Below are 23,610 nucleotides of genomic sequence, written 5' to 3' on the forward strand. Positions count from 1 at the left end.
GGGTTAGGTATGCGCTTTCGCGCGTTGGTTGCTGTCGTAGGGGTGTTGCTTGCGGCAATGACTGTCAATGCTCTGGCTGCTTCACAGGTGAAAAGTGTTCGCCTGTGGCGAGCACCGGATAACACGCGACTGGTGTTCGACCTGTCTGGCCCGGTCCAGCACAGCGTCTTTACTCTCACGGCGCCTGATCGCCTGGTGATCGACATCAACGGTGCGACCTTGGCCGCGCCGCTCAAAGTGTCTACTGCCAACACCCCGATCACCGCCATGCGCTCGGCCCAGCGCACGCCCACCGATTTGCGCGTTGTCATCGACCTGAAAAAAGTCGTGACGCCGAAAAGCTTCTCCCTGGCGCCGAATGCCCAATATGGCAACCGACTGGTGGTCGACTTGTTCGACAACGCTGCCGATGCGGCACCGCCGCCTGCGCCAACCCCGAGCGTGGCAACGGTGCCTGCCGTGCCTGTCAGCCCGTCGCAACCCCAGGTCAAGTTGCCACCGCCGCCACCGGCCCCGGCTGGCAAACGCGACATTATCGTAGTGATCGATGCCGGCCATGGTGGTGAAGACCCGGGTGCTTCCGGCTCACGCGGCCAGCATGAAAAAGACGTGGTACTGGCTATCGCCCGTGAGTTGCAGCGTCAGATCAACGGTATGAAAGGCTATCGCGCCGAACTGACCCGTACCGGCGACTACTTCATTCCGCTGCGCGGCCGTACCGAAATCGCCCGTAAGAAAGGTGCCGACCTGTTTGTGTCGATTCACGCCGATGCTGCGCCGTCGTCCGCTGCGTTCGGTGCCTCGGTGTTTGCGTTGTCTGATCGCGGGGCCACGTCCGAGACTGCTCGTTGGCTGGCGGACAGCGAAAACCGTTCCGACTTGATCGGCGGTGCCGGCAACGTGTCCCTCGATGACAAGGACAAGATGCTCGCTGGCGTTCTGCTCGACCTGTCGATGACCGCTTCGCTGACTTCCAGCTTGAATGTCGGCCAGAAGGTCTTGAGCAACATCGGTCGCGTGACTTCGCTGCACAAGCAGCGTGTGGAGCAGGCCGGGTTTATGGTGTTGAAGTCTCCGGACATCCCATCGATTCTGGTGGAAACCGGATTCATCTCCAACGCCAACGAAGCCTCCAAGCTGGCCAGCGCGAGCCATCAGCAGGCGTTGGCGCGTTCCATCAGTGCCGGCGTGCGCCAGTTCTTCCAGCAGAACCCGCCGCCGGGCACTTACGTCGCTTGGCTGCGTGACTCCGGCAAGATCGCCCAAGGCCCGCGTGACCATCGCGTGCAGCCCGGCGATACCTTGGCGATGCTTGCGGTGCGTTTCCAAGTCTCGGCCGCGACGTTGCGCAGTGCCAACAACCTGAAGACCGATGAGTTGAAAGTCGGTCAGGTGTTGACCATCCCAGGCACAGAATTGGCGGCGCAGTAATGAGCGAATCTACCTTGAACAGCGGGTCGCGCATTGAGTTGCTCAGCCCACGCCTGGCTAACCAGATTGCAGCGGGTGAGGTTGTTGAGCGCCCTGCATCGGTGATCAAGGAGCTGCTGGAAAACAGCATCGACTCTGGTGCAAAGCGCATCGATGTCGATGTGGAGCAGGGCGGTGTCAAATTGTTGCGGGTACGTGACGATGGCAGCGGCATCTCTTCCGATGACCTGCCCCTGGCCCTGGCCCGTCACGCCACCAGCAAAATCCGCGATCTGGAAGACCTTGAGCGGGTCATGAGCCTGGGCTTTCGCGGTGAGGCTTTGGCTTCGATCAGCTCCGTGGCCCGTCTGACCCTGACATCGCGCACCCGCGATGCCGAGCAGGCCTGGCAAGTGGAAACCGAAGGCCGCGACATGGCACCTCGGGTCCAGCCGGCCGCACACCCGGTGGGCACCTCGGTGGAAGTGCGCGACCTGTTTTTCAACACCCCGGCGCGGCGCAAATTCCTCAAGGCCGAGAAAACCGAATTCGATCACCTGCAAGAAGTCATCAAGCGCCTGGCCCTGGCCCGCTTCGACGTGGCCTTCCATCTGCGGCACAACGGGAAGACCATCCTCAGCCTGCACGAGGCTCATGACGACGCCGCGCGCGCTCGGCGAGTGTCTGCGATTTGCGGCGGCGGGTTCCTGGAGCAGGCGCTGCCGATCGAGATCGAGCGCAATGGCCTGCGTCTGTGGGGCTGGGTTGGCTTGCCGACCTTCTCCCGCAGCCAGGCTGACTTGCAGTATTTTTTCGTGAATGGCCGTGCGGTGCGCGACAAACTGGTGGCCCACGCGGTGCGTCAGGCGTATCGCGACGTGCTGTTCAACGGGCGTCATCCGACATTTGTGCTGTTTTTTGAGGTCGATCCCTCGGTCGTCGACGTCAACGTGCACCCGACCAAGCACGAAGTACGTTTCCGTGATGGGCGCATGGTGCATGACTTCCTCTATGGCACCTTGCACCGCGCGCTGGGCGATGTGCGCCCGGACGATCAACTGTCGGCTCCGATAGTGACCGCTGTGGTGCGTCCGAGCGGTCCCGAAGCGGGTGAGTTCGGCCCCCAGGGCGAAATGAGCCTGGCGGCCAACCTGCTGCAATCGCCGCAGTCGCAGCCTGCTTACACCGCACCGGGCTCTGGGGCTAGCGCGGGCTATCAATACCAATACACCCCGCGCCCGCAATCGACCGTGCCAGTGGCCGAGGCCCAGGCGGCCTACCGCGAATTCTTCGCGCCTCTGCCAGGCGCCGAGCCGGGCGCAGTCGCCTTGCCGGAGGGTGGCGGTGATATTCCTCCGCTGGGGTATGCGCTGGCGCAGCTCAAAGGCATCTATATCCTCGCGGAAAACGCTCATGGCCTGGTGCTGGTGGACATGCACGCCGCCCACGAGCGGATCATGTACGAACGCCTGAAAATCGCCATGGCCAGCGAAGGCCTCAGCGGTCAGCCGCTGCTGGTGCCGGAGTCTCTTTCCGTCAGTCAGCGTGAAGCCGATTGCGCCGAAGAGCATCACAGCGTGTTCCAGAAACTGGGCTTTGAACTGCAACGCCTGGGCCCGGAAACCCTGGCGATCCGCCAGATTCCCGCGCTGCTCAAGCAGGCCGAAGCCAACCGGCTGGTGGCCGACGTGCTGGCGGACCTGATGGAGTACGGCACCAGTGACCGTATCCAGGCACACATCAACGAATTGCTCGGCACCATGGCCTGCCACGGCGCCATCCGCGCTAACCGGCGCCTGGCCTTGCCGGAAATGAACGGCCTGTTGCGCGACATGGAAAACACCGAGCGCAGCGGACAATGCAACCATGGCCGGCCGACCTGGACCCAGATGGGCCTGGACGATCTGGACAAACTGTTCTTGCGCGGCCGTTGATGAGTGCCCTGCCCCCCGCGATCTTCCTGATGGGCCCTACGGCCGCCGGTAAGACCGACCTGGCCATTGAGCTGACCAAGGTGTTGCCTTGCGAGCTTATTAGTGTCGACTCTGCCCTGGTTTACCGGGACATGGACATCGGCACGGCCAAGCCGTCTAAAGCCCAATTGGCTCAGCATCCGCACCGCCTGATCGACATCATTGACCCGGCCGAGAGCTATTCGGCCGCTGACTTTCGTACCGACGCCTTGGTCGCCATGGCCGAGATCACCGCGCGGGGCAATATTCCGCTGCTGGTGGGCGGCACGATGCTCTATTACAAAGCCTTGCAGGAAGGTCTGGCGGATATGCCGCCGGCCGACGCTCAAGTGCGTGCGGAGCTCGAAGAAGAAGCTGCACGCTTCGGTTGGCAGGCCCTGCACGATCAGTTGGCTGCGGTTGATCCAGTCTCGGCCGCGCGCATTCACCCTAACGATCCCCAGCGTCTCAGTCGCGCCCTGGAAGTCTGGCGTGTCAGCGGCCAGACCATGACTGAACTGCGGCTTAAACAAAGTGCGCAAAGTGCTGACGCAGGCGCATCTGGACAGTCACAATTGCCCTATACTGTGGCGAATCTGGCCATCGCTCCGGCAAATCGCCAGGTGCTGCATGAACGAATTGCACAAAGATTCACAATTATGTTGGAACAGGGGTTTATCGACGAGGTCGTAGCACTGCGTTCCAGAGGTGACCTGCATCCAGGGTTGCCTTCGATACGTGCTGTAGGCTATCGCCAAGTCTGGGATCATCTGGATGGCAAGCTGACGTCAGCCGAAATGCAGGAGCGCGGAATCATTGCCACGCGCCAATTGGCGAAACGCCAGTTCACCTGGCTGCGCAGCTGGAGCGATTTGCACTGGTTGGACAGCCTGGACAGCGACAATCTGTCACGCGCCTTGAAATACTTGGGAACGGTCTCCATATTGAGCTGAGTCCTTGCAATTGCCGTCTATCCTTGGGGGTGTGACGGCCTTGAGCTATCTATTTTCCGATTTTTTATTATTGATCCTTAAAGGAGTGCGGCACATGTCAAAAGGGCATTCGCTACAAGACCCTTACTTGAATACTTTACGTAAAGAGAAAGTTGGGGTTTCCATCTATCTGGTCAACGGTATCAAGCTTCAAGGCACGATCGAGTCGTTCGACCAGTTCGTGATCCTGCTGAAAAACACCGTCAGCCAGATGGTTTACAAGCACGCTATCTCGACAGTCGTTCCAGTTCGTCCAATCCGTCTGCCTAGCGCAGCTGGTGACGAACAAGGTGACGCTGAGCCAGGTAACGCCTGATAGGAGTCTCCTTTGTTCTTTGAGCGCCACGGTGGTGGTGAGCGAGTAATCCTCGTTCACTTGGATGGACAGGACCCTGAGGCGCGCGAAGATCCGCAGGAGTTTCAGGAGTTGGCAAATTCGGCCGGCGCCGAGACCGTTGCGTTTTTTAACGTGCCGCGTCATCGGCCAACCGCCAAATTTCTGATTGGCAGCGGCAAGGTCGAGGAATTGCGCGACCTGGTCCACGCCGAAGAAGCCGATCTGGTGATCTTCAATCACACCCTCACGCCCAGTCAGGAACGTAACCTCGAACGTGTTTTCGAGTGTCGCGTGATCGACCGTACCGGCCTGATCCTCGATATTTTCGCCCAGCGCGCCCGTACCCATGAGGGCAAGCTCCAGGTAGAACTGGCCCAGCTTGACCACATGAGCACCCGGCTGGTTCGCGGCTGGACTCACCTTGAGCGTCAAGGTGGTGGTATAGGCATGCGCGGCCCGGGTGAAACCCAGCTCGAAACCGACCGACGCTTGTTACGGGTTCGCCTGCGTCAGATCAAGGGGCGCCTGGAAAAAGTGCGCAGCCAGCGCGAGCAATCGCGACGCGGGCGTTCCCGAGCGGATATCCCTACTGTGTCCCTGGTGGGCTATACCAACGCAGGCAAGTCCACGTTGTTCAACAACGTGACCAAATCCGACGTTTACGCAGCCGACCAACTCTTCGCCACCCTCGATCCGACCTTGCGCCGTTTGGACATTGACGACCTCGGCCCGATCGTCCTGGCTGACACGGTGGGTTTCATTCGTCACTTGCCCCACAAGCTGGTCGAGGCATTTCGGTCTACGCTCGAAGAGTCGAGCAATTCCGACCTGCTGTTGCACGTGATCGATGCGGCCGAACCGGATCGCATGTTGCAGATTGAGCAGGTGATGGTGGTGCTTGGCGAGATTGGTGCCCAGGACTTGCCGATCCTTGAGGTGTATAACAAACTCGATTTGCTTGAAGGCGTTGAGCCACAAATCCAGCGCGACGAGAATGGCAGGCCCCAACGGGTATGGCTGTCGGCGCGTGATGGCAGTGGTTTGGAGCTGCTTGAACAGGCTATTGCCGAATTGCTCGGCAGCGATTTGTTTGTCGGCACCTTGCGCTTGCCTCAGCGTTTTGCTCGACTGCGTGCACAGTTTTTCGAGCTGGGCGCGGTACAGAAAGAAGAACACGACGAAGAAGGTGTCAGCTTGCTGGCCGTTCGGTTGCCACGCTCGGAGCTCAATCGGCTGGTCAGCCGTGAAGGTGTAGTCCCGACAGAGTTCATCGAACAACACACTTTGCAATAAAAGCCTCCGAAAGCGGTTGTGCCGCAGTAGCAGGCATTCTGTAGCATTGGTCGGCGCGCCGTGGGCGCGTCTTTGCTTTATCAGATGGAGAGCGCTATGGCTTGGAATGAGCCGGGTGGCAACTCGAATAATCAGGATCCTTGGGGTGGTAAGCGCCGCAATAATGGCGACCGCAAGGGGCCACCAGATCTCGACGAGGCCTTCCGAAAGCTGCAGGAAAGCCTGAATGGGTTGTTCGGTGGTGGAAAAAAACGTGGTGGTGACGACGGTGGTCGCACAAGCAAGGGCGGCGGCTATGGCCTGCTGGGCCTCGGTCTTGTCGTGCTGGCGTCCGTATGGCTGTACAGCGCAGTCTACGTCGTGGACGAGCAGGAGCAGGCCGTGGTGCTGCGCTTCGGCAAGTACTACGAAACGGTCGGGCCGGGTCTGAATATCTACTTCCCGCCGATCGACAAGAAGTACATGGAGAATGTCACGCGTGAGCGTGCCTACACCAAGCAGGGCCAGATGCTGACCGAAGACGAGAACATCGTCGAAGTGCCGCTGACCGTGCAGTACAAGATCAGCAACCTGCAGGACTTCGTGCTGAACGTTGATCAGCCGGAAATCAGCCTGCAGCACGCAACCGAAAGCGCCCTGCGCCACGTGGTGGGTTCCACTGCGATGGACCAGGTGCTTACCGAAGGTCGTGAATTGATGGCCAGCGAGATCAAGGAGCGCCTGCAACGGTTCCTCGATACCTATCGCACCGGCATCACTGTCACTCAGGTAAACGTACAGAGCGCAGCTGCACCGCGCGAAGTGCAGGAAGCCTTCGATGACGTGATCCGCGCCCGTGAAGACGAGCAGCGTTCGCGCAACCAGGCTGAAACCTATGCCAACGGCGTTGTGCCGGAAGCTCGTGGTCAGGCCCAGCGTATCCTTGAGGATGCCAACGGTTACCGTGACGAAGTGGTTTCCCGCGCCAAGGGTGAGGCGGATCGCTTTACCAAACTGGTCGCCGAATACCGCAAAGCTCCTGAAGTCACCCGTGAGCGTCTGTACCTGGACACCATGCAGGAAGTCTTCAGCAACACCAGCAAGGTCCTCGTGACCGGCAGCAAGGGTGGGCAGAACAACCTGCTGTACCTGCCGCTGGACAAGATGATCGAAGGTGGTCGTAGCAGCACCAGCGCACCGGCCTCCGGCTCCAATGCCGCTGCCAACGAAGCGAGCGCCCGTGCCGCCGCTGACTTGCTGCAACAGCAATCACGTACCAGGGAGAGTCGTTGATGAGCAATAAATCGCTGACAGCCCTGATTGTGGGCGTCGTCGTTGTCATCGCTGCCTGGAACTGCTTCTACATCGTGGCTCAGACCGAGCGTGCGGTGCTGCTGCAATTCGGTCGCGTGGTTCAGGCGGATGTCCAACCGGGCTTGCATGTGAAAGTGCCCTACGTCAACCAAGTGCGCAAGTTCGACGCCCGCCTGATGACCCTGGATGCACCAACACAACGCTTCCTGACCCTGGAAAAGAAAGCCGTGATGGTTGACGCCTACGCCAAGTGGCGCGTCAAGGATGCCGAGCGCTTCTACACTGCGACCTCCGGCCTCAAGCAGATTGCCGACGAGCGTTTGTCGCGCCGTCTGGAATCGGGCCTGCGTGACCAGTTTGGTAAGCGCACTCTGCACGAGGTGGTATCCGGTGAGCGTGACGCACTGATGGCTGACATCACGCGTTCGCTCAACACGATGGCGGAAAAAGAGCTGGGCATCGAAGTGGTCGATGTTCGGGTCAAGGCTATCGACCTGCCTAAGGAAGTGAATCGCAGCGTGTTCGAGCGAATGAGCACCGAGCGTGAGCGGGAGGCTCGTGAGCACCGCGCCAAGGGTAACGAGCTGGCTGAAGGTATCCGCGCGGATGCCGACCGTCAGCGTCGCGTACTGCTGGCAGAAGCCTATCGCGAGTCTGAAGAGGCCCGTGGTGATGGTGATGCTCAAGCTGCGGCGATCTACGCCAAGGCGTACGGCCAGGACCAGGAGTTCTACGCGTTCTACCGTAGCCTGCGCGCCTATCGTGAAAGCTTCGCAAACAAAACCGACGTCATGGTGCTGGACCCAAGCAGCGACTTTTTCCGCTACCTGGAAAAGTCCAAGTAATCAGCCTGTGATTTTGTAGGGCGCACTCCGTCGGGCGGCTAAAATGCCTGGCGGGGTGATCCTTTCAGAAAACGGGTGTATGATGCGGCAGCCGGGAAATTCCCGGCTTTTTTGCGTCTGCATGTTTGATTCGGCAGGCGTGACAGGTTTTTCGAGGAAAGTGCCCGACGAGGCCGTTTACAGGCCGTTCGTCACGTCGCTCTTGCGCGTGGTTTATGCAGGGGGCGGGTATTTTCTGCTTCACTCAAGGCTCGGCCGAGGGCTGGCCGCCCGGATCAAAGGGGAATGGCGTAATGGCAACGGTAGACCGCTGGCTGCTGCCAGATGGCATCGAAGAAGTACTGCCACCAGAAGCTGCGCGCATTGAAGTAGCGCGTCGCCAGGTGTTGGATCTGTTCCAGAGCTGGGGTTACGAGTTTGTCGTAACTCCTCATATCGAGTACCTGGAATCCCTGCTGACCGGCGCGGGCCAGGACCTGGATCTGCGCACCTTCAAGGTCATTGACCCGCAATCGGGCCGGCAAATGGGCTTTCGGGCAGACATCACGCCGCAGGTGGCGCGCATCGATGCGCACACCCTGCGCCGCGAAGGCCCTAGCCGTCTGTGCTACGCCGGTAGCGTGCTGCATGCTCAGCCGCGTGCCTTGTCGTCTTCCCGTAGCCCTATCCAGCTGGGCGCCGAGTTGTACGGTGATGCCAGCCCGAGCAGCGACGTTGAAGTGATCAGCTTGATGCTGGCCATGCTGCAACTGGCTGACGTGCCCGATGTCCACATGGACCTGGGTCACGTCGGTATCTACCGTGGCCTGGCCCGTGCGGCCGGTTTGTCCGGTGAAGTAGAGCAACAGCTGTTCGATGCCCTGCAGCGTAAGGCTATCGATGAAGTAATCGCACTGACCGAAGGTGTGCCTGCCGACCTGGCTGGCATGCTGCGCGCGCTGGTGAATCTGTGCGGCGGCCGTGAAGTGCTGGCAGCTGCGCGTGAACGCCTGGCCAGTGCGCCTGCGCCGGTACTGGCGGCGCTGGATGATGTGCTGGCGATTGCCGAGCAGCTGTCGGCACGTTTCCCTGATTTGCCGCTGTACTTTGATTTGGGCGAGCTGCGCGGTTACCACTACCACACCGGTGTGGTGTTTGCGGTGTTTGTTCCGGGCGTTGGCCAGGCCATCGCCCAAGGCGGTCGTTACGACGATATCGGCGCCGACTTCGGTCGTGCGCGTCCGGCGACTGGCTTCTCCACCGATTTGAAAACCCTGGTGACCCTGGGGCGTGCTGAGGTCGAGCTGCCGTCTGGTGGCATTTGGATGCCCGACAGTACGGACGCAGCACTCTGGCAGCAGGTTTGCCAGTTGCGCAGTGAGGGTCAGCGTGTTGTCCAGGCCTTGCCTGGCCAGCCATTGGCCGCCGCCCGTGAAGCGGACTGCGACCGGCAATTGATTCTGCAGAACGGGCTTTGGCAAGTATCGCCACTGGCTTCTTGAGTTTTCCTGCCGGCCATCGCCGGCACCAAGTTTGCGCGAATGAGGACAAGTGTTATGGGTAAGAATGTCGTAGTCCTGGGCACCCAATGGGGTGATGAGGGCAAAGGCAAGATCGTTGATCTGCTGACCGAACATGCTGCCGCCGTAGTGCGCTACCAAGGTGGCCACAACGCTGGCCATACCCTGGTCATCGATGGCGAAAAAACCGTCTTGCACCTGATCCCATCGGGCGTCCTGCGCGAAGGTGTGCAGTGCCTGATCGGCAACGGCGTGGTGGTTGCACCTGACGCCCTGCTGCGCGAGATCATCAAGCTGGAAGAGAAGGGCGTACCGGTGCGCGAGCGCCTGCGTATCAGCCCATCCTGCCCGCTGATCCTGTCCTTCCACGTTGCGCTGGACCAGGCCCGTGAAAAGGCCCGTGGCGAGCTGAAGATCGGTACGACCGGTCGCGGCATCGGCCCAGCATACGAAGACAAAGTTGCACGTCGTGGCCTGCGTGTGGGCGATCTGCTCAACATGCCGCGTTTTGAAGACAAGCTGCGTGAACTGGTGGACTACCACAACTTCATGCTGGTCGGTTACTACAAAGAGCCAGCCATTGAGTTCGACAAGACCCTGGCCGAGTGCAAGGAATACGCTGAGCTGCTCAAGCCGCTGATGCTGGACGTGACGGCCGAGCTGCACGACCTGCGTCGCGCTGGCAAAGACATCATGTTCGAAGGCGCCCAAGGTTCGTTGCTGGACATCGACCACGGCACTTACCCGTACGTGACCAGCTCCAACACCACCGCTGGCGGCGTTGCGACCGGGTCTGGCGTTGGCCCGATGTTCCTGGACTACATCCTGGGCATCACCAAGGCTTACACCACGCGCGTAGGTTCGGGCCCATTCCCGACTGAGCTGTTTGACGAAGTCGGTGCGCACCTGGCCAAACAAGGTCACGAGTTCGGTGCTACCACCGGTCGTGCCCGTCGTTGCGGCTGGTTCGACGCCGTTATCCTGCGTCGTGCTATCGATGTGAACAGCATCTCGGGCATCTGCTTTACCAAGCTGGATGTACTCGACGGTCTGGAAACCATCAACATCTGCGTCGGCTACAAAGATGCGGAAGGCAATGATGTTGCTCCGACTGATGCTGACAGCTACGTAGGCTTGCAGCCTGTGTACGAAGAAGTGCCGGGCTGGACCGAATCGACCGTGGGTGCTAAGACCCTGGAAGAGCTGCCGGCCAACGCCCGCGCTTACATCAAGCGTGTCGAAGCGCTGATCGGTGCGCCGATTGACATTATTTCGACGGGCCCGGACCGCAACGAAACTATCGTTCTGCGTCATCCGTTCGCTTAATAAGCTGTTGATGTAAAAAGCAAAGGGCTCCTTCGGGAGCCCTTTGTCGTTTCTGTTTGCCAAGCGGCACGACCCTTGCTGTGTTTCTCTTTTTCGCGGTGCTATCAAATTAATGGCACCCGTGGTGGAGGGATTCTTGATGTCTGCCGTTCTGTCGTTGTTACAAAGTCGTCTGTTGCGACCGGTCTTCGTTACCTTGGGTATCGCCCTTTTGGTGCAAGTGCTGGTGGCGGTCGCTCTAACCCGGAGCACCGTCACCGCATTGGAAGCTGATTTGGGTAATCGTCTGGGTATCGATAGCCAGAAGCTGTCTGGTGAGTTGGCCCAAGCCGGTAAGGAGGTCACGTCAAGCCTCGATAGCTTGTCTGCCAGCACTCGGCAACGTCTGACGGCAGGGCTTTCCACACGCCTGCAGGAAGAGCAGAAGCAGCTGCGTGCGACCCTGGAAAAAGACTTGAAGGATTCCGCCAACGACATGGCGCAGCTGCTGGCTTCGGTGGCGCCCCGCGCCATGTGGGACAGCGACGTACCTACATTGTCCGAGTTTGCCCGACGGGCCCAGCGCAATCCCAACGTGCTGTTTGTGGTCTACGACGACGCAGCGGGTGAGCATCTAACCCGTTACCTGAATCGCGAAAATCCGATCAACAAGGCGCTGCTGGAAAAAGGCCAAGGTGACCGCGCCTTGGACAAAGTGCTGAATGCCGCGAAAAACGACCCTTCGGTGTTCTACGTTGAGGCCTCCATCAGCCCCAATGGCGTAGAAATCGGCAAAGTGCTCATGGGCGTATCGACTGCTTCGGTAGAGGCCGACCTGCAAGCACTGGACAAGCGCTTTGCCGCCCTGATTGCCAGTGGTGATCAGTTGGTCGGCGATAGTCTCAAAGGCGCCGCAGCCGACAGTGCGGCGGCCATGGGTGCTCGCCTGCAGTCGGCACAGGCCACTGCGACCCAGATGACTGCTAACACCACCGAGGCCGTGCAGGAGGCCGCGGGCACGCTGCGCTGGCGTATCGGCATGGGGTTGGCCGTAGTGGGTTTCGGCGTATTGGTGTTGATCGCTGTCGTGCTCGGTCGCCGCGTGGTCAATCGCCTGAAGTTGTTGATTGCCGCTATGGATGATCTGGCGGCGGGCGAGGGGGATCTCACCAAGCGCGTGCAGATCAGCAGCAAGGACGAAATCGGCGACATGGCCTCAGCGGTCAATCGCTTTGTGGATAAGTTGCAGCCCATCGTGCGCGAGGCGGGCGATGTGGCCCAGCGTACCGGTGTGGAGATTGGTGCCATGACCTTGCGTAATGCCGGTGCTGATGCGGCGGCTGGCTTGCAGCGCGACGAAGTGGCCGAGAGCTTGCGCGCGTTGTCGCAGATGGCCGACGAAGCCCAGGCCGAAAGCCACGCCATGCAGGCGGCATTGCAACAGGTCGTCGATATTCGCCAGGCCACGGATGAAAACTCACGCACTTCGGCTGAAGTCGGCAGCTTGATCGAGGCGTTGGCGGGGCAGGTCCAGGCTGGCTCACAGGTGATCGAACGGCTGGCTCAGCAAAGTGAGCAGATTGAAGTGGTGTTGACGGTAATCCATGGTATCGCCGAGCAAACCAACTTGCTGGCGCTCAACGCGGCCATTGAGGCGGCACGCGCTGGTGAGACCGGGCGCGGTTTTGCGGTGGTGGCGGACGAAGTGCGTGCGCTGGCCAGTAAAACCCAGAGCTCCACCGGTGATATCCAGGCGCATATCGTGGCGTTGCAACAGGGAGCGCGTGAGGCTGTGGAAACCATTGGCAAGGCCGGGCGCCAGGCCAGCGAAGGTTTACTGGTGCTGCGTGAGAGCGAGCGCTTGCAGCAGACGGTGCAGGCTTCGGTAGAGCAGGTGCATGCCGCGATCGGCTTGGCTACCCGTGCGGCTGAGCATCAGGCCCAGGGCGCCCATGCAGTGCGTGGTCGGGTGGAGGTGATCCATGCCCAGGCTGAGCGTGCCGCGCAGGCGGTGGTGGAAACGACCGCCAGTGGCAAAGTCCTGGATGGGCTGGCGGCGCAGTTGAAGGCGAGCTTGGGGCAGTTTCGCGCTTAGCATTGTCTCAATAGCGGTTTCAGCGACTCAGATACATCCGCGTTGTGAGCAGATACACCGGCAGCCCCGACACCAGTATCAACAACGCCGCATAAGGGGCTGCCGCCGCGAATTCCACATTGGACGTATGCGACCATACCGCCGTGGCCAGTGTGTTCAGCCCAGTCGGGCTGAGCAGCAGCGTCGCCGTCAATTCCTTCATCGCATCCAGGAATACCAGCGCAAACGCTGCCCCCAGCGCCGGGAAGATAATCGGCAAAGTCACTCGGCAAAACGCACTGAACGACGAAGCACCCAGTGTGCGCGCTGCTTCCTCCAGCTGCGGCGCGGCCTTATTCAAGGCGGTGCGAATCGGCGCCTGAGCCAGTGGCAAGAACAACAGCGCATAGGCGATCAGCAACAACGCAGACGTCTGGTACAGCGCAGGCACGTAATGCAAGGCGAAATACACCAGCGTAAGCGCAATCACCAGGCCGGGCAGCGCGTGCAGCAGGTACGGCAGACGCTCAGCCCAGATCGCCAGTTTGCCTTTATAGCGCACCACCAGCAGGCCGACCGGCACGGCCAGTACCAGGCACAACGCTGCACCGCCCAGGGACAGCGCCAGCGAGGATAGAAGCGCTTCGCCAATTTCTGCCACTGGAAAAGCCGCCGACGAACCCACGGCCAGCCAGTAGCCGAGCATGCCCAGCGGAATCCCACTACCGATGACCGCCAATGCCAGGCAGTACACCTGGCCGAGTGGCGCCCACTTGCCCAATCGAACCTGCTCGGCATGCCGCGCCGCGCCTTGGCCGATACGTACATGTCGGCCCTTGCCGCGCACGCGCAGTTCCAGCCACAGCAGGGTAAGGCACATCACCAGCAGTACCGCTGAAAGCATCGCAGCGTTGGCGTTGCTGAATTCCAGCTCGAACTGCTGGTAGATCGCGGTGGTGAAGGTTTGCAAGCCGATGATCGAAAGCGCACCGAATTCCACCAGCATATGCAGCGCGATCAGCAGTGCCCCGGCCAGCAGCGATGGCCACAGCAGCGGCAACGTAATGCGCAGAAAAACTGCCCAGCGATTGAGGCCCAGCGTGCGAGCAGATTCTTCAAGGGAGGGGTCAAGATTACGCAATGTTGCTGCCACTGGCAGAAACACTAGCGGGTATTTGGACAGGCTCATCACCAGGATCGCCCCGCCCAGCCCTTCAAAGTTGGCGCTCAGGGACACCCAGGTAAAGCTGCTGACAAACGCTGGGACCGCAAACGGCAGGCACAGGATCACGCCCCATATACGTCGCCCTGGCAGGTTGCTGCGCTCCAGCAGCCAAGCCAGGGACAGGCCGATCACGCCGCAGGTTACCGTTACCCCAACCATCAGCGCCAAGGTGTTGCGCAGCAGCCCGAACACATAAGGCCGCCATAGCAGATGCACCGCCTCCGCCCATCCAGCTTGCCAGGCTTTAAGGCCGACATAGGCCAATGGAAGCAGGCTCAGGCCAACCAGAAACAGCACTGGAAGCAGCAGCCAGATTGACGGGCGTTTGCGTCGAGGGCTCAATCCCCTGCGCAGGGCGGTGGCGGGTAGCGATGGGTTCATCAGTTCAAGCCAACATCACGTTCCAGCTCCAGCGCTTCTTCGGCGTTGCCAAGGTCCGCAGGCGTGACTTTTGGCGGTTGCAGCTCGCTGAAAGGCTTAAGGCCTCGGTTGGATTCCATGCCTTTACGCAGCGGGTATTCCGCGGAGGTGTTGGTGATGACCCGCTGGCCTTCTTCACTGGCCATGAACGCCAGCAGTTGTTGGGCTTCCTTGGGGTGTTTGCTGGATTTCAATGCGGCAGCGGACGACACGGTAATCAGGCCGCCGGCATCGCCGTCGGTGAAGTAATGCAGCTTGGAGTCCAGGTTGGTTTTTTCTTTCTTAAGGGCAAACCAGTAATAGTTGTTCACCAGTACGGTGGCCACTTCGCCGTTCTCCACGGCTTTAAGGGCGACCATGTTGTTGCTGTAAACCTTGCCAAAGGCGCGCAGGCCGGTCAGCCATTCTTCAGCTGCCTCTCGACCGTGCAATTTGATGATCGCCACGGCCTGTTCTTGGAACGCGCCGCTGGTGGGCACGAAACCGACCTTGCCCTGCCATTCGGGGCCGGCGAAATCCAGCACGGATTTGGGCAGGTCTTTTTCGGCAATCAGTTTCGGGTTGAAGGCCACGACGCGGGTGCGCGCAGTCACGCCCATCCAGTCGCCGTTGCTGCCGACGTAATCTTTGGGCAGCACGTCGAGGGTGCTCCCGTCGATCTTGGCCAGCAGGCCTTGCTCGCCGAGTTTGTTCAGGGGAGGGGATTCTTCGGTGTAGATGACGTCGGCGGGAGAGCGGTCGCCTTCTTCCACCACCTGGCTGGCCAGTTGGTTGCTACTGCCTTTGCGTACGTTGACGTGAATGCCGGTCTTGGCTTCGAAAGCCTTGGCGAGTTCGTCGCCGACTTCTTTGTGCTGGCCGTTGTATAGGGTCAGGGAAACTTTGTCGGTAGAGTAGGCCGCGGGCGAGAGCAGGGCCAGGCCGAGCAGAGTGATGGTAAGGCCACGCAGAAGGGATGTCTTGGGGCGGGTATCGCGGATCATCATCCGGGGTGTTCCTCACTTGTAAGCAACAAATTCTTACAAGGATAAACGATAAAACTTCTCAAGTGCGACCCAGGAGGGAATCACCTGCAAAGTTTCAGCCCCAGGAACGAAAAAACCCGCTTTCGCGGGTTTGATCTGAATTTGGTGCCCAGGAGAAGACTCGAACTTCCACGACCTTGCGATCACCAGCACCTGAAGCTGGCGTGTCTACCAATTTCACCACCTGGGCTTTATCAAGCAACGTTGCCGCTGTTGATGGGGCGAACTATACGGCGGGCTTTTTGATCTGTAAACCCCTGATTCAATAAAATAAATCGGGATTTACGTTAAAAATCAGAAGCCTGAAACGAAAAAACCCGCTTTCGCGGGTTTGATCTGAATTTGGTGCCCAGGAGAAGACTCGAACTTCCACGACCTTGCGATCACCAGCACCTGAAGCTGGCGTGTCTACCAATTTCACCACCTGGGCATCATCAACAACGTTGCCGTCGTCGATGGCGCGCACTATACGGAGAGGCTTATAAGCTGTAAACCCCTGCTATGAAAAAAGCCTGGAATATTTCGCCAATGGTCGTGCAAGGTGCGCAGCGAGGGCCATTAAGGGCTTTAAAACGCTTGTTGATGCCTGAAATTTCCCGTTTCAATACGCGTATGCCAAACTAACCCACATATAGACAAGGTGAAAACTCTCTAATGGCCGATTGGCAGTCCCTCGATCCCGAGGCCGCTCGTGAAGCGGAAAAATATGAAAACCCTATTCCTAGCCGCGAACTGATCCTGGCGCATCTCGCCGATCGGGGTTCGCCTGCTAGCCGCGAGCAGTTGGTTGAAGAATTCGGTCTGACCACCGAAGACCAGCTTGAAGCCCTGCGCCGCCGATTGCGTGCCATGGAGCGCGACGCTCAACTGATCTACACCCGCCGTGGCACTTACGCGCCTGTGGATAAGCTCGACTTGATCCTTGGCCGCATTGCCGGTCACCGTGATGGCTTCGGCTTCTTGATCCCGGATGACGGCAGTGACGACCTGTTCATGAGCCCGGCGCAAATGCGCTTGGTGTTCGATGGTGACCGTGCCTTGGCGCGCGTTTCCGGCCTGGACCGTCGCGGTCGCCGTGAAGGCGTGATCGTCGAAGTGGTGTCCCGTGCCCACGAGTCCATCGTTGGTCGTTACTTCGAAGAAGGCGGTATTGGCTTTGTTGTGCCGGATAACCCAAAGGTCCAGCAGGAAGTGCTGATTACCCCGGGCCGCAATGGCGCTGCGAAGGTCGGTCAGTTCGTTGAGGTGAAAATCACCCACTGGCCTACTGCGCGCTTTCAGCCTCAGGGCGACATCGTTGAAGTTGTCGGCAACTACATGGCGCCGGGGATGGAAATCGACGTCGCGCTGCGCACCTACGATATTCCTCACGTCTGGCCTGAAGCTGTGCTGAAAGAAGCCGCCAAGCTCAAGCCTGAAGTTGAAGAAAAAGACAAAGAAAAACGCATCGATCTGCGCCATCTGCCGTTTGTCACTATCGACGGCGAAGATGCTCGCGACTTCGACGACGCGGTCTACTGCGAAGCCAAGCCCGGCAAGTTGCGTCTGTTCTCTGGCGGCTGGAAGTTGTTCGTCGCGATTGCCGACGTGTCCAGCTATGTGAAGATCGGTTCTGCACTGGATAACGAAGCCCAGGTGCGCGGCAACTCCGTGTACTTCCCGGAGCGCGTGATCCCGATGCTGCCTGAGCAATTGTCCAACGGGCTGTGCTCCCTGAACCCGAAAGTCGACCGTTTGGCCATGGTGTGCGAGATGACTATCTCGAAAACCGGCGAAATGACCGACTACCAGTTCTACGAAGCGGTGATCCACTCCCAGGCGCGCCTGACCTACAACAAGGTCAGTACCATTCTGGAACAGCCTAAAACAAGCGAAGCCAAGGCTTTGCGTGGTGAGTACGGGCATGTCGTGCCGCACCTCAAGCAGCTTTACTCGCTGTACAAGGTGCTGTTGGGTGCTCGTCATGTGCGTGGCGCGATCGATTTTGAAACCCAGGAAACCCGTATTGTCTTCGGTTCCGAGCGCAAGATCGCCGCAATCACCCCGACGACCCGTAACGATGCGCACAAGCTGATCGAGGAGTGCATGCTGGCGGCCAACGTGGCCACCGCTGAATTCTTGAAGAAGCATGAGATTCCTGCGTTGTACCGCGTGCACGATGGTCCTCCGCCGGAGCGTCTGGAAAAACTGCGCGCGTTCCTCGGAGAGCTCGGCCTGTCCCTGCACAAAGGCAAGGACGGTCCGACGCCGAAGGACTACCAGGCATTGCTGGCCAGCATCAAGGACCGTCCGGATTACCATGTGATTCAGACCGTGATGCTGCGTTCGTTGAGCCAGGCGGTGTACAGCGCCGACAATCAGGGCCACTTCGGCTTGAACTACGAGGCGTACACCCACTTCACCTCGCCAATTCGCCGTTATCCTGACCTGCTCACGCACCGCGCGATCCGCAGCGTGATCCATTCCAAGCAGAACACCCCGCACGTTAAGCGCGCTGGCGCCATGACCATACCGAAAGCACGGATCTATCCGTACGACGAGGCGGCCCTGGAACAGCTGGGCGAGCAGTGCTCCATGAGCGAACGCCGCGCCGACGAAGCCACGCGCGACGTAGTGAACTGGCTCAAGTGCGAGTTCATGAAAGACCGCGTGGGCGAAACCTTCCCAGGTGTAATCACCGCCGTGACAGGCTTTGGCCTGTTCGTCGAGCTGACCGACATCTACGTCGAAGGCCTGGTGCACGTCACGGCCTTGCCGGGTGATTACTACCACTTCGATCCCGTGCATCACCGCCTGGCGGGCGAGCGCACAGGTCGCAGCTTCCGTCTGGGTGACACGGTGGAAGTGCAGGTCATGCGCGTCGACCTTGACGAGCGCAAGATCGACTTCGGTATGCCAGACAAGCCAGCCGAACCGGCGGGTCGTAAAAAGCGCGGCGTCGAAACCGCAGCGCCGACCGCCAAAGGCAAAGGAACTCCTGCGAAAGCAGCGGCCGCCGAGCCTGCGCCAGCCAAGGCTGGTCGCCGGTCCTCCGTCAAGGACAAGGCCCCCGAAGCCTACCGTCCAAGTGACGCAGCGGCGAAAAACGCCGAGCTGCGCAAGAGTCGCGAGTTGAAGCAGCAGTTGCTCAACGAAGCCAAAAGCGGTGGTAAAGCGGCGTCTGGGGGAAAGTCCCAAGGGGCGGAAAAGCCGTCGAGCAAACCCAGTAAACATCGTAAAGGCCCGCCAAAAGCGGGTTCGGCCCCCGCGAAAAGCGGCGGGTCGCGCAAACCTAAGGCCAAGTCATGAGTCTGGAAAAAATCTACGGCGTCCACGCCGTAGAAGCACTGCTGCGTCATCACCCTAAACGCGTCAAACAAGTGTGGTTGGCGGAAGGTCGCAGCGAGCCTCGCGTGCAGGCGCTGGTTGAGTTGGCCACCCAAAACAAGGTTGCCATCGGCCAGGCCGAGCGTCGTGAAATGGACGTGTGGGTCGAAGGCGTTCACCAGGGTGTGGTCGCGGACGTGAGTCCTAGCCAGGTCTGGGGCGAAGCCATGCTCGACGAGCTGCTCGACCGCACCGAAGGTGCGCCGCTGTTGCTGGTGCTGGACGGCGTGACCGACCCGCACAACCTTGGCGCCTGCCTGCGTTCGGCGGATGCTGCCGGCGCGTTGGCAGTAATTGTGCCTAAAGACAAGTCGGCTACCCTGACGCCGGTTGTGCGCAAGGTCGCCTGCGGCGCGGCGGAAGTGATTCCGTTGGTGGCCGTGACCAACCTGGCGCGCACTCTGGAGAAACTCCAGCAGCGCGGCCTGTGGGTCGTGGGTACGGCGGGGGAGGCCGAGGTCAGTATTTATGACCAGGACCTCACTGGACCGACCATTCTGATCATGGGGGCTGAAGGTAAGGGTATGCGTCGTTTGACCCGTGAGCATTGTGATTATCTGGTGCATTTGCCGATGGCAGGCAGCGTCAGCAGTCTCAACGTGTCGGTTGCGACCGGCGTGTGCCTGTTTGAAGCTCAGCGTCAGCGTGGTGCCCAGGTCAAGGCCAAGGTGAAGAAGTAATTCTGATCCTGACATAGCGTCAAAATGTGGGAGGGGGCTTGTCCCTCGATAGCAGTGGTTCAGTTACAGCTGTTGTGACTGGCCCGCTGCAATCGGGAGCAAGCGCCCTCCCACATTTGTTTTTGTGAGGTGTGGGAGATTGTTCAAATAATCACCAATCACCTTGCGCCCGTTCTTCCCCTTCTCTACAATTGCGCCCCTTGCCCACTCGGCAGGCACGCATGTGCCTCCCTGCGGCAAGATCCATAAGTGTCATTCACTCCTTGTCTGACCGTTTTTGAGCGGCAGGCTACAACCCGTAAGGAGCATTCATGCGTCATTACGAAATCATCTTTTTGGTCCACCCGGATCAAAGCGAGCAAGTCGGCGGCATGGTTGAGCGTTACACCAAGCTGATCGAAGAAGACGGCGGCAAAATCCACCGTCTGGAAGATTGGGGTCGTCGTCAACTGGCCTACGCAATCAACAATGTTCACAAGGCTCACTACGTGATGCTGAACGTTGAGTGCACTGGCAAGGCCCTGGCCGAGCTGGAAGACAACTTCCGCTACAACGATGCAGTGATCCGTAACCTGGTCATCCGTCGCGAAGAAGCCGTTACCGGCCAATCCGAGATGCTCAAGGCTGAAGAAAACCGCAGTGAGCGCCGTGAGCGTCGCGACCGTCCTGAGCACGAAGGCGCTGATAGCGCTGATAGTGATGACAGCGACAGCAGCGATAACGCTGACGAGTAATCCACGGACCTTATTAAGGAGCCTATCAAATGGCACGTTTCTTCCGTCGTCGTAAGTTTTGCCGCTTCACCGCTGAAGAAGTGAAGGAGATCGATTACAAAGATCTCAACACTCTGAAAGCCTACGTATCCGAGACCGGCAAAATCGTTCCAAGCCGTATCACCGGTACCAAAGCACGTTATCAGCGTCAGCTGGCCACCGCTATCAAGCGCGCCCGCTTCCTGGCCCTGCTGGCCTACACCGACAGCCACGGCCGCTGAGACCGGGCAGTCGACAAGTAGTAAGGGATTGAATGCATGCGCGCCTTAGCTGAGTTCATCATGCGCGGTCGTGTGCAGGCCACTCTGGTAGTGGCTGGATGTGCAGTGTTGCCGATGTTGTTTTGGTTGAGTGCTGCTGCAGGTTGCCTTGTGCTTCTGCGGCGCGGTTCGGACGCTTTGAGCGTCCTGGGTCTAGGGTTGTTGTCAGTGTTGGTGAGCTGGCATTTCCTGCAAGACCCGACAGCGCTTCTTGTGCTGTTTGGGAGTTGTAGTCTGGCGTTGGTTTTGCGCGCTGGTCATTCCTGGAATCGTGTGCTGCTGGTCAGCACGGCCGTGGGGTTGTTGTGTGCGGTGAGCCTGGGGACCGTATTCGGTTCTTTCATCGAGTCATTGGCGCAGACGTTTCAACACGTTTTGCCGCTGGTGATGGGTGAGTCTTACGAGAAGTTCTCGGCGGATCAGAAAGCAGTTCTCGCTTCGTTGACAGTCCCGCTGTTGATCATTTCAACGTCGGTTTCGGTGCAGATCTTTAGTGTGTTGTGCCTGATTCTTGGGCGCTACTGGCAAGCGTTGTTGTATAACCCCGGAGGTTTCGGAAGCGAGTTTCGCGCAATCCGAATCCCCAAGCGCGTTGCGCTGTCACTGCTGGCCGTCATGTGTGTCGCTCCGTTTATCGGTTGGCACACCTTGATCTTGTTGCCGTTGTGCGGTGTACCGCTGTTCTTCGCTGGCCTGTCCTTGATTCATGGGTTGGTTGCGCAGAAAAAATTGGCCAGTTTTTGGCTGGTGGGGTTTTACGTCACTGTCTTGCCGCTTATGCACTTGATTGGTCCGTTACTCGTGGTCTTGGCCATTGTCGACAGCCTGATTGATTTTCGCGGACGTTCTGCGCCGAAAGACGCCGATAACGCGAACGGTGAAGGTTAAAAGTTAGAGGATTTTCACATGCAATTGATCCTTCTGGAAAAAGTCGCCAACCTGGGCAACCTGGGCGACAAAGTGAACGTTAAGGCCGGTTACGGTCGTAACTACCTGCTGCCATATGGCAAAGCCACCGCTGCAACCGCTGCCAACCTGGCTGCGTTTGAAGAGCGTCGTGCTGAGCTGGAAAAAGCAGCAGCAGACAAAAAAGCTTCGGCCGAAACTCGCGCTGCCCAACTGGCTGAGCTGGAAGTGACTATCACTGCCACCGCCGGTGACGAAGGCAAGCTGTTCGGTTCGATCGGCACCCACGACATCGCTGATGCACTGACCGCCTCCGGCGTTGAAGTGCAGAAGAGCGAAGTTCGTCTGCCGAACGGCACCATCCGCAACGTAGGCGAATTCGACGTAGCCGTGCACCTGCACGCTGAAGTTGAAGCCACCGTACGCGTTGTCGTGGTAGCAGCTTAAGCAACACCTAACTGGCTGGCACCTCGTGTGCCGGACGGTTAACATCGGGCACGATCCTGTTTACAGGTCGTGCCTTTTGTTTTTCTACAAACCCCAAATTCCAAGTGGCCATGAACGATATTTCAGCTCCTGAGCAATACGATCTGCAAACCGCTGCCCTGAAGGTGCCGCCGCATTCCATCGAGGCCGAACAGGCCGTGCTCGGTGGTTTGATGCTGGACAACAACGCCTGGGAACGCGTGCTGGATCAAGTCTCGGATGGCGATTTCTACCGTCATGACCACCGCCTGATCTTCCGTGCCATCGCCAAGCTGGCCGACCAGAACTCGCCGATCGACGTAGTGACCCTGGCCGAGCAATTGGACAAGGAGGGCCAGACCTCCCAAGTGGGCGGCCTGGGTTACTTGGGTGAGCTGGCGAAGAACACGCCATCGGTCGCCAACATCAAGGCCTATGCGCAGATCGTTCGTGCGCGGGCCACGTTGCGCCAGTTGATCGGTATCGCCACCGAGATCGCCGACAGTGCTTTCAACCCGGAAGGCCGTACCGCTGAAGAGATTCTTGACGAGGCCGAACGGCAGATCTTTCAGATCGCCGAGGCCCGGCCGAAAACCGGCGGCCCGGTCAGCGTCAACGACCTGCTGACCAAAGCCATCGACCGCATCGATACCCTGTTCAACACAGACAACGCCATCACCGGCCTGTCCACCGGCTATACCGATCTGGATGGTATGACCAGCGGCCTGCAGCCAGCTGACTTGATCATCGTCGCCGGCCGTCCGTCCATGGGTAAAACTACTTTCGCCATGAACCTGGTGGAAAACGCTGTGTTGCGCAGCGACAAGGCGGTACTGGTCTACTCCCTGGAGATGCCAGGTGAATCGCTGATCATGCGTATGTTGTCGTCCCTGGGCCGCATCGATCAGACCAAAGTGCGTGCCGGTCGCCTGGAAGATGATGATTGGCCGCGCCTGACCTCGGCGGTCAACCTGCTCAACGACCGCAAGCTGTTTATTGATGACACAGCGGGCATCAGTCCGTCGGAAATGCGCGCGCGTACCCGACGTCTCGTGCGCGAGCACGGCGATATCGCCCTGATCATGATCGACTACCTGCAATTGATGCAGATCCCAGGCTCCAGCGGCGACAGCCGTACCAACGAAATTTCCGAGATTTCTCGCTCGTTGAAAGCCCTGGCCAAAGAATTCAACTGCCCGGTGGTTGCCCTGTCGCAGCTCAACCGCTCCCTGGAGCAACGCCCGAACAAGCGCCCGATCAACTCCGACTTGCGGGAGTCTGGAGCGATCGAGCAGGATGCTGACGTGATCATGTTCGTTTACCGGGACGAGGTGTATCACCCGGAAACCGAGCATAAAGGCATCGCTGAAATCATCATCGGTAAGCAGCGTAACGGCCCGATCGGGACCACGCGTCTGGCCTTTATCGGCAAATACACCCGCTTCGAAAACCTGGCGCCGGGCAGTTACAACTTCGAAGACGAGTAACCG

Annotated in this window: 19 protein-coding genes and 2 tRNA genes; 17 read left to right on the top strand and 4 right to left on the bottom strand. The window is 59.3% G+C overall.

The features are described from left to right. The first annotated feature begins 9 nt into the window (after nucleotides 1–9). The 10 genes from ACEN2T_RS06000 to ACEN2T_RS06045 all read left to right on the top strand — a co-directional run bounded on the left by ACEN2T_RS06000 (nucleotide 10) and on the right by ACEN2T_RS06045 (nucleotide 13,021). On the top strand, nucleotides 10–1,431 hold the full coding sequence (locus ACEN2T_RS06000; protein WP_032890478.1) for an N-acetylmuramoyl-L-alanine amidase: 1,422 nt from the start codon (nucleotides 10–12) through the stop codon (nucleotides 1,429–1,431). Then, nucleotides 1,431–3,344: a DNA mismatch repair endonuclease MutL gene (gene mutL, locus ACEN2T_RS06005; RefSeq protein ID WP_442116452.1), complete on the top strand. Its 1,914-nt coding sequence runs from the start codon at nucleotides 1,431–1,433 to the stop codon at nucleotides 3,342–3,344. The genes ACEN2T_RS06000 and mutL overlap by 1 nt, the downstream gene beginning before the upstream one ends. Next, complete coding sequence (gene miaA / locus ACEN2T_RS06010; protein ID WP_122756659.1) at nucleotides 3,344–4,315, top strand: tRNA (adenosine(37)-N6)-dimethylallyltransferase MiaA; 972 nt, start codon at nucleotides 3,344–3,346, stop codon at nucleotides 4,313–4,315. The genes mutL and miaA overlap by 1 nt, the downstream gene beginning before the upstream one ends. A gap of 94 nt (nucleotides 4,316–4,409) precedes the next feature. Next, complete coding sequence (gene hfq / locus ACEN2T_RS06015; protein WP_003188059.1) at nucleotides 4,410–4,670, top strand: RNA chaperone Hfq; 261 nt, start codon at nucleotides 4,410–4,412, stop codon at nucleotides 4,668–4,670. 12 nt (nucleotides 4,671–4,682) lie between these two features. Continuing rightward, nucleotides 4,683–5,984 (top strand): ribosome rescue GTPase HflX, encoded by a 1,302-nt coding sequence (gene hflX, locus ACEN2T_RS06020; protein ID WP_032890483.1) that lies wholly within the window; start codon nucleotides 4,683–4,685, stop codon nucleotides 5,982–5,984. Between the two features lie 96 nt (nucleotides 5,985–6,080). Further along, entirely contained in the window at nucleotides 6,081–7,256 is a 1,176-nt protein-coding gene (gene hflK / locus ACEN2T_RS06025) for an FtsH protease activity modulator HflK (RefSeq protein ID WP_032890485.1), read from the top strand. Further along, the gene (hflC, locus tag ACEN2T_RS06030; protein ID WP_010213607.1) at nucleotides 7,256–8,122 is read left to right on the top strand and encodes a protease modulator HflC; all 867 of its coding nucleotides are present in this window, start codon (nucleotides 7,256–7,258) and stop codon (nucleotides 8,120–8,122) included. The genes hflK and hflC overlap by 1 nt, the downstream gene beginning before the upstream one ends. 293 nt (nucleotides 8,123–8,415) lie before the next feature. Continuing rightward, on the top strand, nucleotides 8,416–9,603 hold the full coding sequence (locus ACEN2T_RS06035) for an ATP phosphoribosyltransferase regulatory subunit (protein ID WP_442116453.1): 1,188 nt from the start codon (nucleotides 8,416–8,418) through the stop codon (nucleotides 9,601–9,603). Nucleotides 9,604–9,657: 54 nt separating this feature from the next. Further along, nucleotides 9,658–10,947 carry an adenylosuccinate synthase gene (locus ACEN2T_RS06040; protein ID WP_032890489.1) on the top strand — a complete coding sequence of 430 codons (1,290 nt, stop codon included), beginning with the start codon at nucleotides 9,658–9,660 and terminating at the stop codon, nucleotides 10,945–10,947. 139 nt (nucleotides 10,948–11,086) lie between these two features. Further along, nucleotides 11,087–13,021 (top strand): methyl-accepting chemotaxis protein, encoded by a 1,935-nt coding sequence (locus ACEN2T_RS06045; RefSeq protein ID WP_095186067.1) that lies wholly within the window; start codon nucleotides 11,087–11,089, stop codon nucleotides 13,019–13,021. Nucleotides 13,022–13,040: 19 nt separating this feature from the next. On the opposite strand, the gene ACEN2T_RS06050 is transcribed toward ACEN2T_RS06045, so the two are convergent. The 4 genes from ACEN2T_RS06050 to ACEN2T_RS06065 form a co-directional block, all read right to left on the bottom strand. Further along, complete coding sequence (locus ACEN2T_RS06050; RefSeq protein ID WP_122682078.1) at nucleotides 13,041–14,606, bottom strand: ABC transporter permease subunit; 1,566 nt, start codon at nucleotides 14,604–14,606, stop codon at nucleotides 13,041–13,043. Beyond that, nucleotides 14,606–15,631 carry an iron ABC transporter substrate-binding protein gene (locus ACEN2T_RS06055; protein ID WP_442116454.1) on the bottom strand — a complete coding sequence of 342 codons (1,026 nt, stop codon included), beginning with the start codon at nucleotides 15,629–15,631 and terminating at the stop codon, nucleotides 14,606–14,608. Before ACEN2T_RS06055 ends, ACEN2T_RS06050 begins: the two co-directional genes overlap by 1 nt. A gap of 142 nt (nucleotides 15,632–15,773) precedes the next feature. Next, nucleotides 15,774–15,860 (bottom strand) — tRNA-Leu (locus ACEN2T_RS06060). 153 nt (nucleotides 15,861–16,013) lie between these two features. After that, nucleotides 16,014–16,100 (bottom strand) — tRNA-Leu (locus ACEN2T_RS06065). Between the two features lie 224 nt (nucleotides 16,101–16,324). On the opposite strand from ACEN2T_RS06065, the gene rnr reads away from it, so the two are divergent. The 7 genes from rnr to dnaB all read left to right on the top strand — a co-directional run bounded on the left by rnr (nucleotide 16,325) and on the right by dnaB (nucleotide 23,607). Beyond that, nucleotides 16,325–18,958, top strand: coding sequence for a ribonuclease R (rnr, locus tag ACEN2T_RS06070; RefSeq protein WP_122682076.1), 2,634 nt, complete (start codon nucleotides 16,325–16,327; stop codon nucleotides 18,956–18,958). Beyond that, nucleotides 18,955–19,716: a 23S rRNA (guanosine(2251)-2'-O)-methyltransferase RlmB gene (gene rlmB, locus ACEN2T_RS06075; RefSeq protein WP_032890499.1), complete on the top strand. Its 762-nt coding sequence runs from the start codon at nucleotides 18,955–18,957 to the stop codon at nucleotides 19,714–19,716. Before rnr ends, rlmB begins: the two co-directional genes overlap by 4 nt. Nucleotides 19,717–20,027: 311 nt before the next feature. Further along, nucleotides 20,028–20,450, top strand: a complete 423-nt coding sequence (gene rpsF / locus ACEN2T_RS06080; RefSeq protein WP_003171371.1) for a 30S ribosomal protein S6 — start codon at nucleotides 20,028–20,030, stop codon at nucleotides 20,448–20,450. 29 nt (nucleotides 20,451–20,479) lie between these two features. Then, the gene (rpsR, locus tag ACEN2T_RS06085) at nucleotides 20,480–20,710 is read left to right on the top strand and encodes a 30S ribosomal protein S18 (protein ID WP_003171373.1); all 231 of its coding nucleotides are present in this window, start codon (nucleotides 20,480–20,482) and stop codon (nucleotides 20,708–20,710) included. Between the two features lie 36 nt (nucleotides 20,711–20,746). Further along, nucleotides 20,747–21,637 (top strand): hypothetical protein, encoded by an 891-nt coding sequence (locus ACEN2T_RS06090; RefSeq protein WP_032890500.1) that lies wholly within the window; start codon nucleotides 20,747–20,749, stop codon nucleotides 21,635–21,637. An 18-nt stretch (nucleotides 21,638–21,655) separates the two neighbouring features. Then, nucleotides 21,656–22,102: a 50S ribosomal protein L9 gene (rplI, locus tag ACEN2T_RS06095; protein ID WP_003171376.1), complete on the top strand. Its 447-nt coding sequence runs from the start codon at nucleotides 21,656–21,658 to the stop codon at nucleotides 22,100–22,102. A gap of 110 nt (nucleotides 22,103–22,212) precedes the next feature. Further along, nucleotides 22,213–23,607, top strand: coding sequence for a replicative DNA helicase (gene dnaB / locus ACEN2T_RS06100; protein ID WP_003217484.1), 1,395 nt, complete (start codon nucleotides 22,213–22,215; stop codon nucleotides 23,605–23,607). The last annotated feature ends 3 nt before the right edge of the window (nucleotides 23,608–23,610 follow it).

Source organism: Pseudomonas sp. W22_MBD1_FP4 (assembly GCF_052113765.1).
Classification (GTDB): domain Bacteria; phylum Pseudomonadota; class Gammaproteobacteria; order Pseudomonadales; family Pseudomonadaceae; genus Aquipseudomonas; species Aquipseudomonas sivasensis.

Excerpts from the sequence above, each read along its gene's own strand:
- dnaB (WP_003217484.1), top strand. The coding sequence starts at position 22,213 with ATGAACGATATTTCAGCTCCTGAGCAATACGATCTGCAAACCGCTGCC.
- hflC (WP_010213607.1), top strand. The coding sequence starts at position 7,256 with ATGAGCAATAAATCGCTGACAGCCCTGATTGTGGGCGTCGTCGTTGTC.
- rnr (WP_122682076.1), top strand. The coding sequence starts at position 16,325 with ATGGCCGATTGGCAGTCCCTCGATCCCGAGGCCGCTCGTGAAGCGGAA.
- ACEN2T_RS06045 (WP_095186067.1), top strand. The coding sequence starts at position 11,087 with ATGTCTGCCGTTCTGTCGTTGTTACAAAGTCGTCTGTTGCGACCGGTC.
- hflK (WP_032890485.1), top strand. The coding sequence starts at position 6,081 with ATGGCTTGGAATGAGCCGGGTGGCAACTCGAATAATCAGGATCCTTGG.
- ACEN2T_RS06035 (WP_442116453.1), top strand. The coding sequence starts at position 8,416 with ATGGCAACGGTAGACCGCTGGCTGCTGCCAGATGGCATCGAAGAAGTA.
- rpsR (WP_003171373.1), top strand. The coding sequence starts at position 20,480 with ATGGCACGTTTCTTCCGTCGTCGTAAGTTTTGCCGCTTCACCGCTGAA.
- ACEN2T_RS06090 (WP_032890500.1), top strand. The coding sequence starts at position 20,747 with ATGCGCGCCTTAGCTGAGTTCATCATGCGCGGTCGTGTGCAGGCCACT.
- ACEN2T_RS06050 (WP_122682078.1), bottom strand. The coding sequence starts at position 14,606 with ATGAACCCATCGCTACCCGCCACCGCCCTGCGCAGGGGATTGAGCCCT.
- rpsF (WP_003171371.1), top strand. The coding sequence starts at position 20,028 with ATGCGTCATTACGAAATCATCTTTTTGGTCCACCCGGATCAAAGCGAG.
- hfq (WP_003188059.1), top strand. The coding sequence starts at position 4,410 with ATGTCAAAAGGGCATTCGCTACAAGACCCTTACTTGAATACTTTACGT.
- rlmB (WP_032890499.1), top strand. The coding sequence starts at position 18,955 with ATGAGTCTGGAAAAAATCTACGGCGTCCACGCCGTAGAAGCACTGCTG.
- miaA (WP_122756659.1), top strand. The coding sequence starts at position 3,344 with ATGAGTGCCCTGCCCCCCGCGATCTTCCTGATGGGCCCTACGGCCGCC.
- ACEN2T_RS06055 (WP_442116454.1), bottom strand. The coding sequence starts at position 15,631 with ATGATGATCCGCGATACCCGCCCCAAGACATCCCTTCTGCGTGGCCTT.
- mutL (WP_442116452.1), top strand. The coding sequence starts at position 1,431 with ATGAGCGAATCTACCTTGAACAGCGGGTCGCGCATTGAGTTGCTCAGC.
- rplI (WP_003171376.1), top strand. The coding sequence starts at position 21,656 with ATGCAATTGATCCTTCTGGAAAAAGTCGCCAACCTGGGCAACCTGGGC.
- ACEN2T_RS06000 (WP_032890478.1), top strand. The coding sequence starts at position 10 with ATGCGCTTTCGCGCGTTGGTTGCTGTCGTAGGGGTGTTGCTTGCGGCA.
- ACEN2T_RS06040 (WP_032890489.1), top strand. The coding sequence starts at position 9,658 with ATGGGTAAGAATGTCGTAGTCCTGGGCACCCAATGGGGTGATGAGGGC.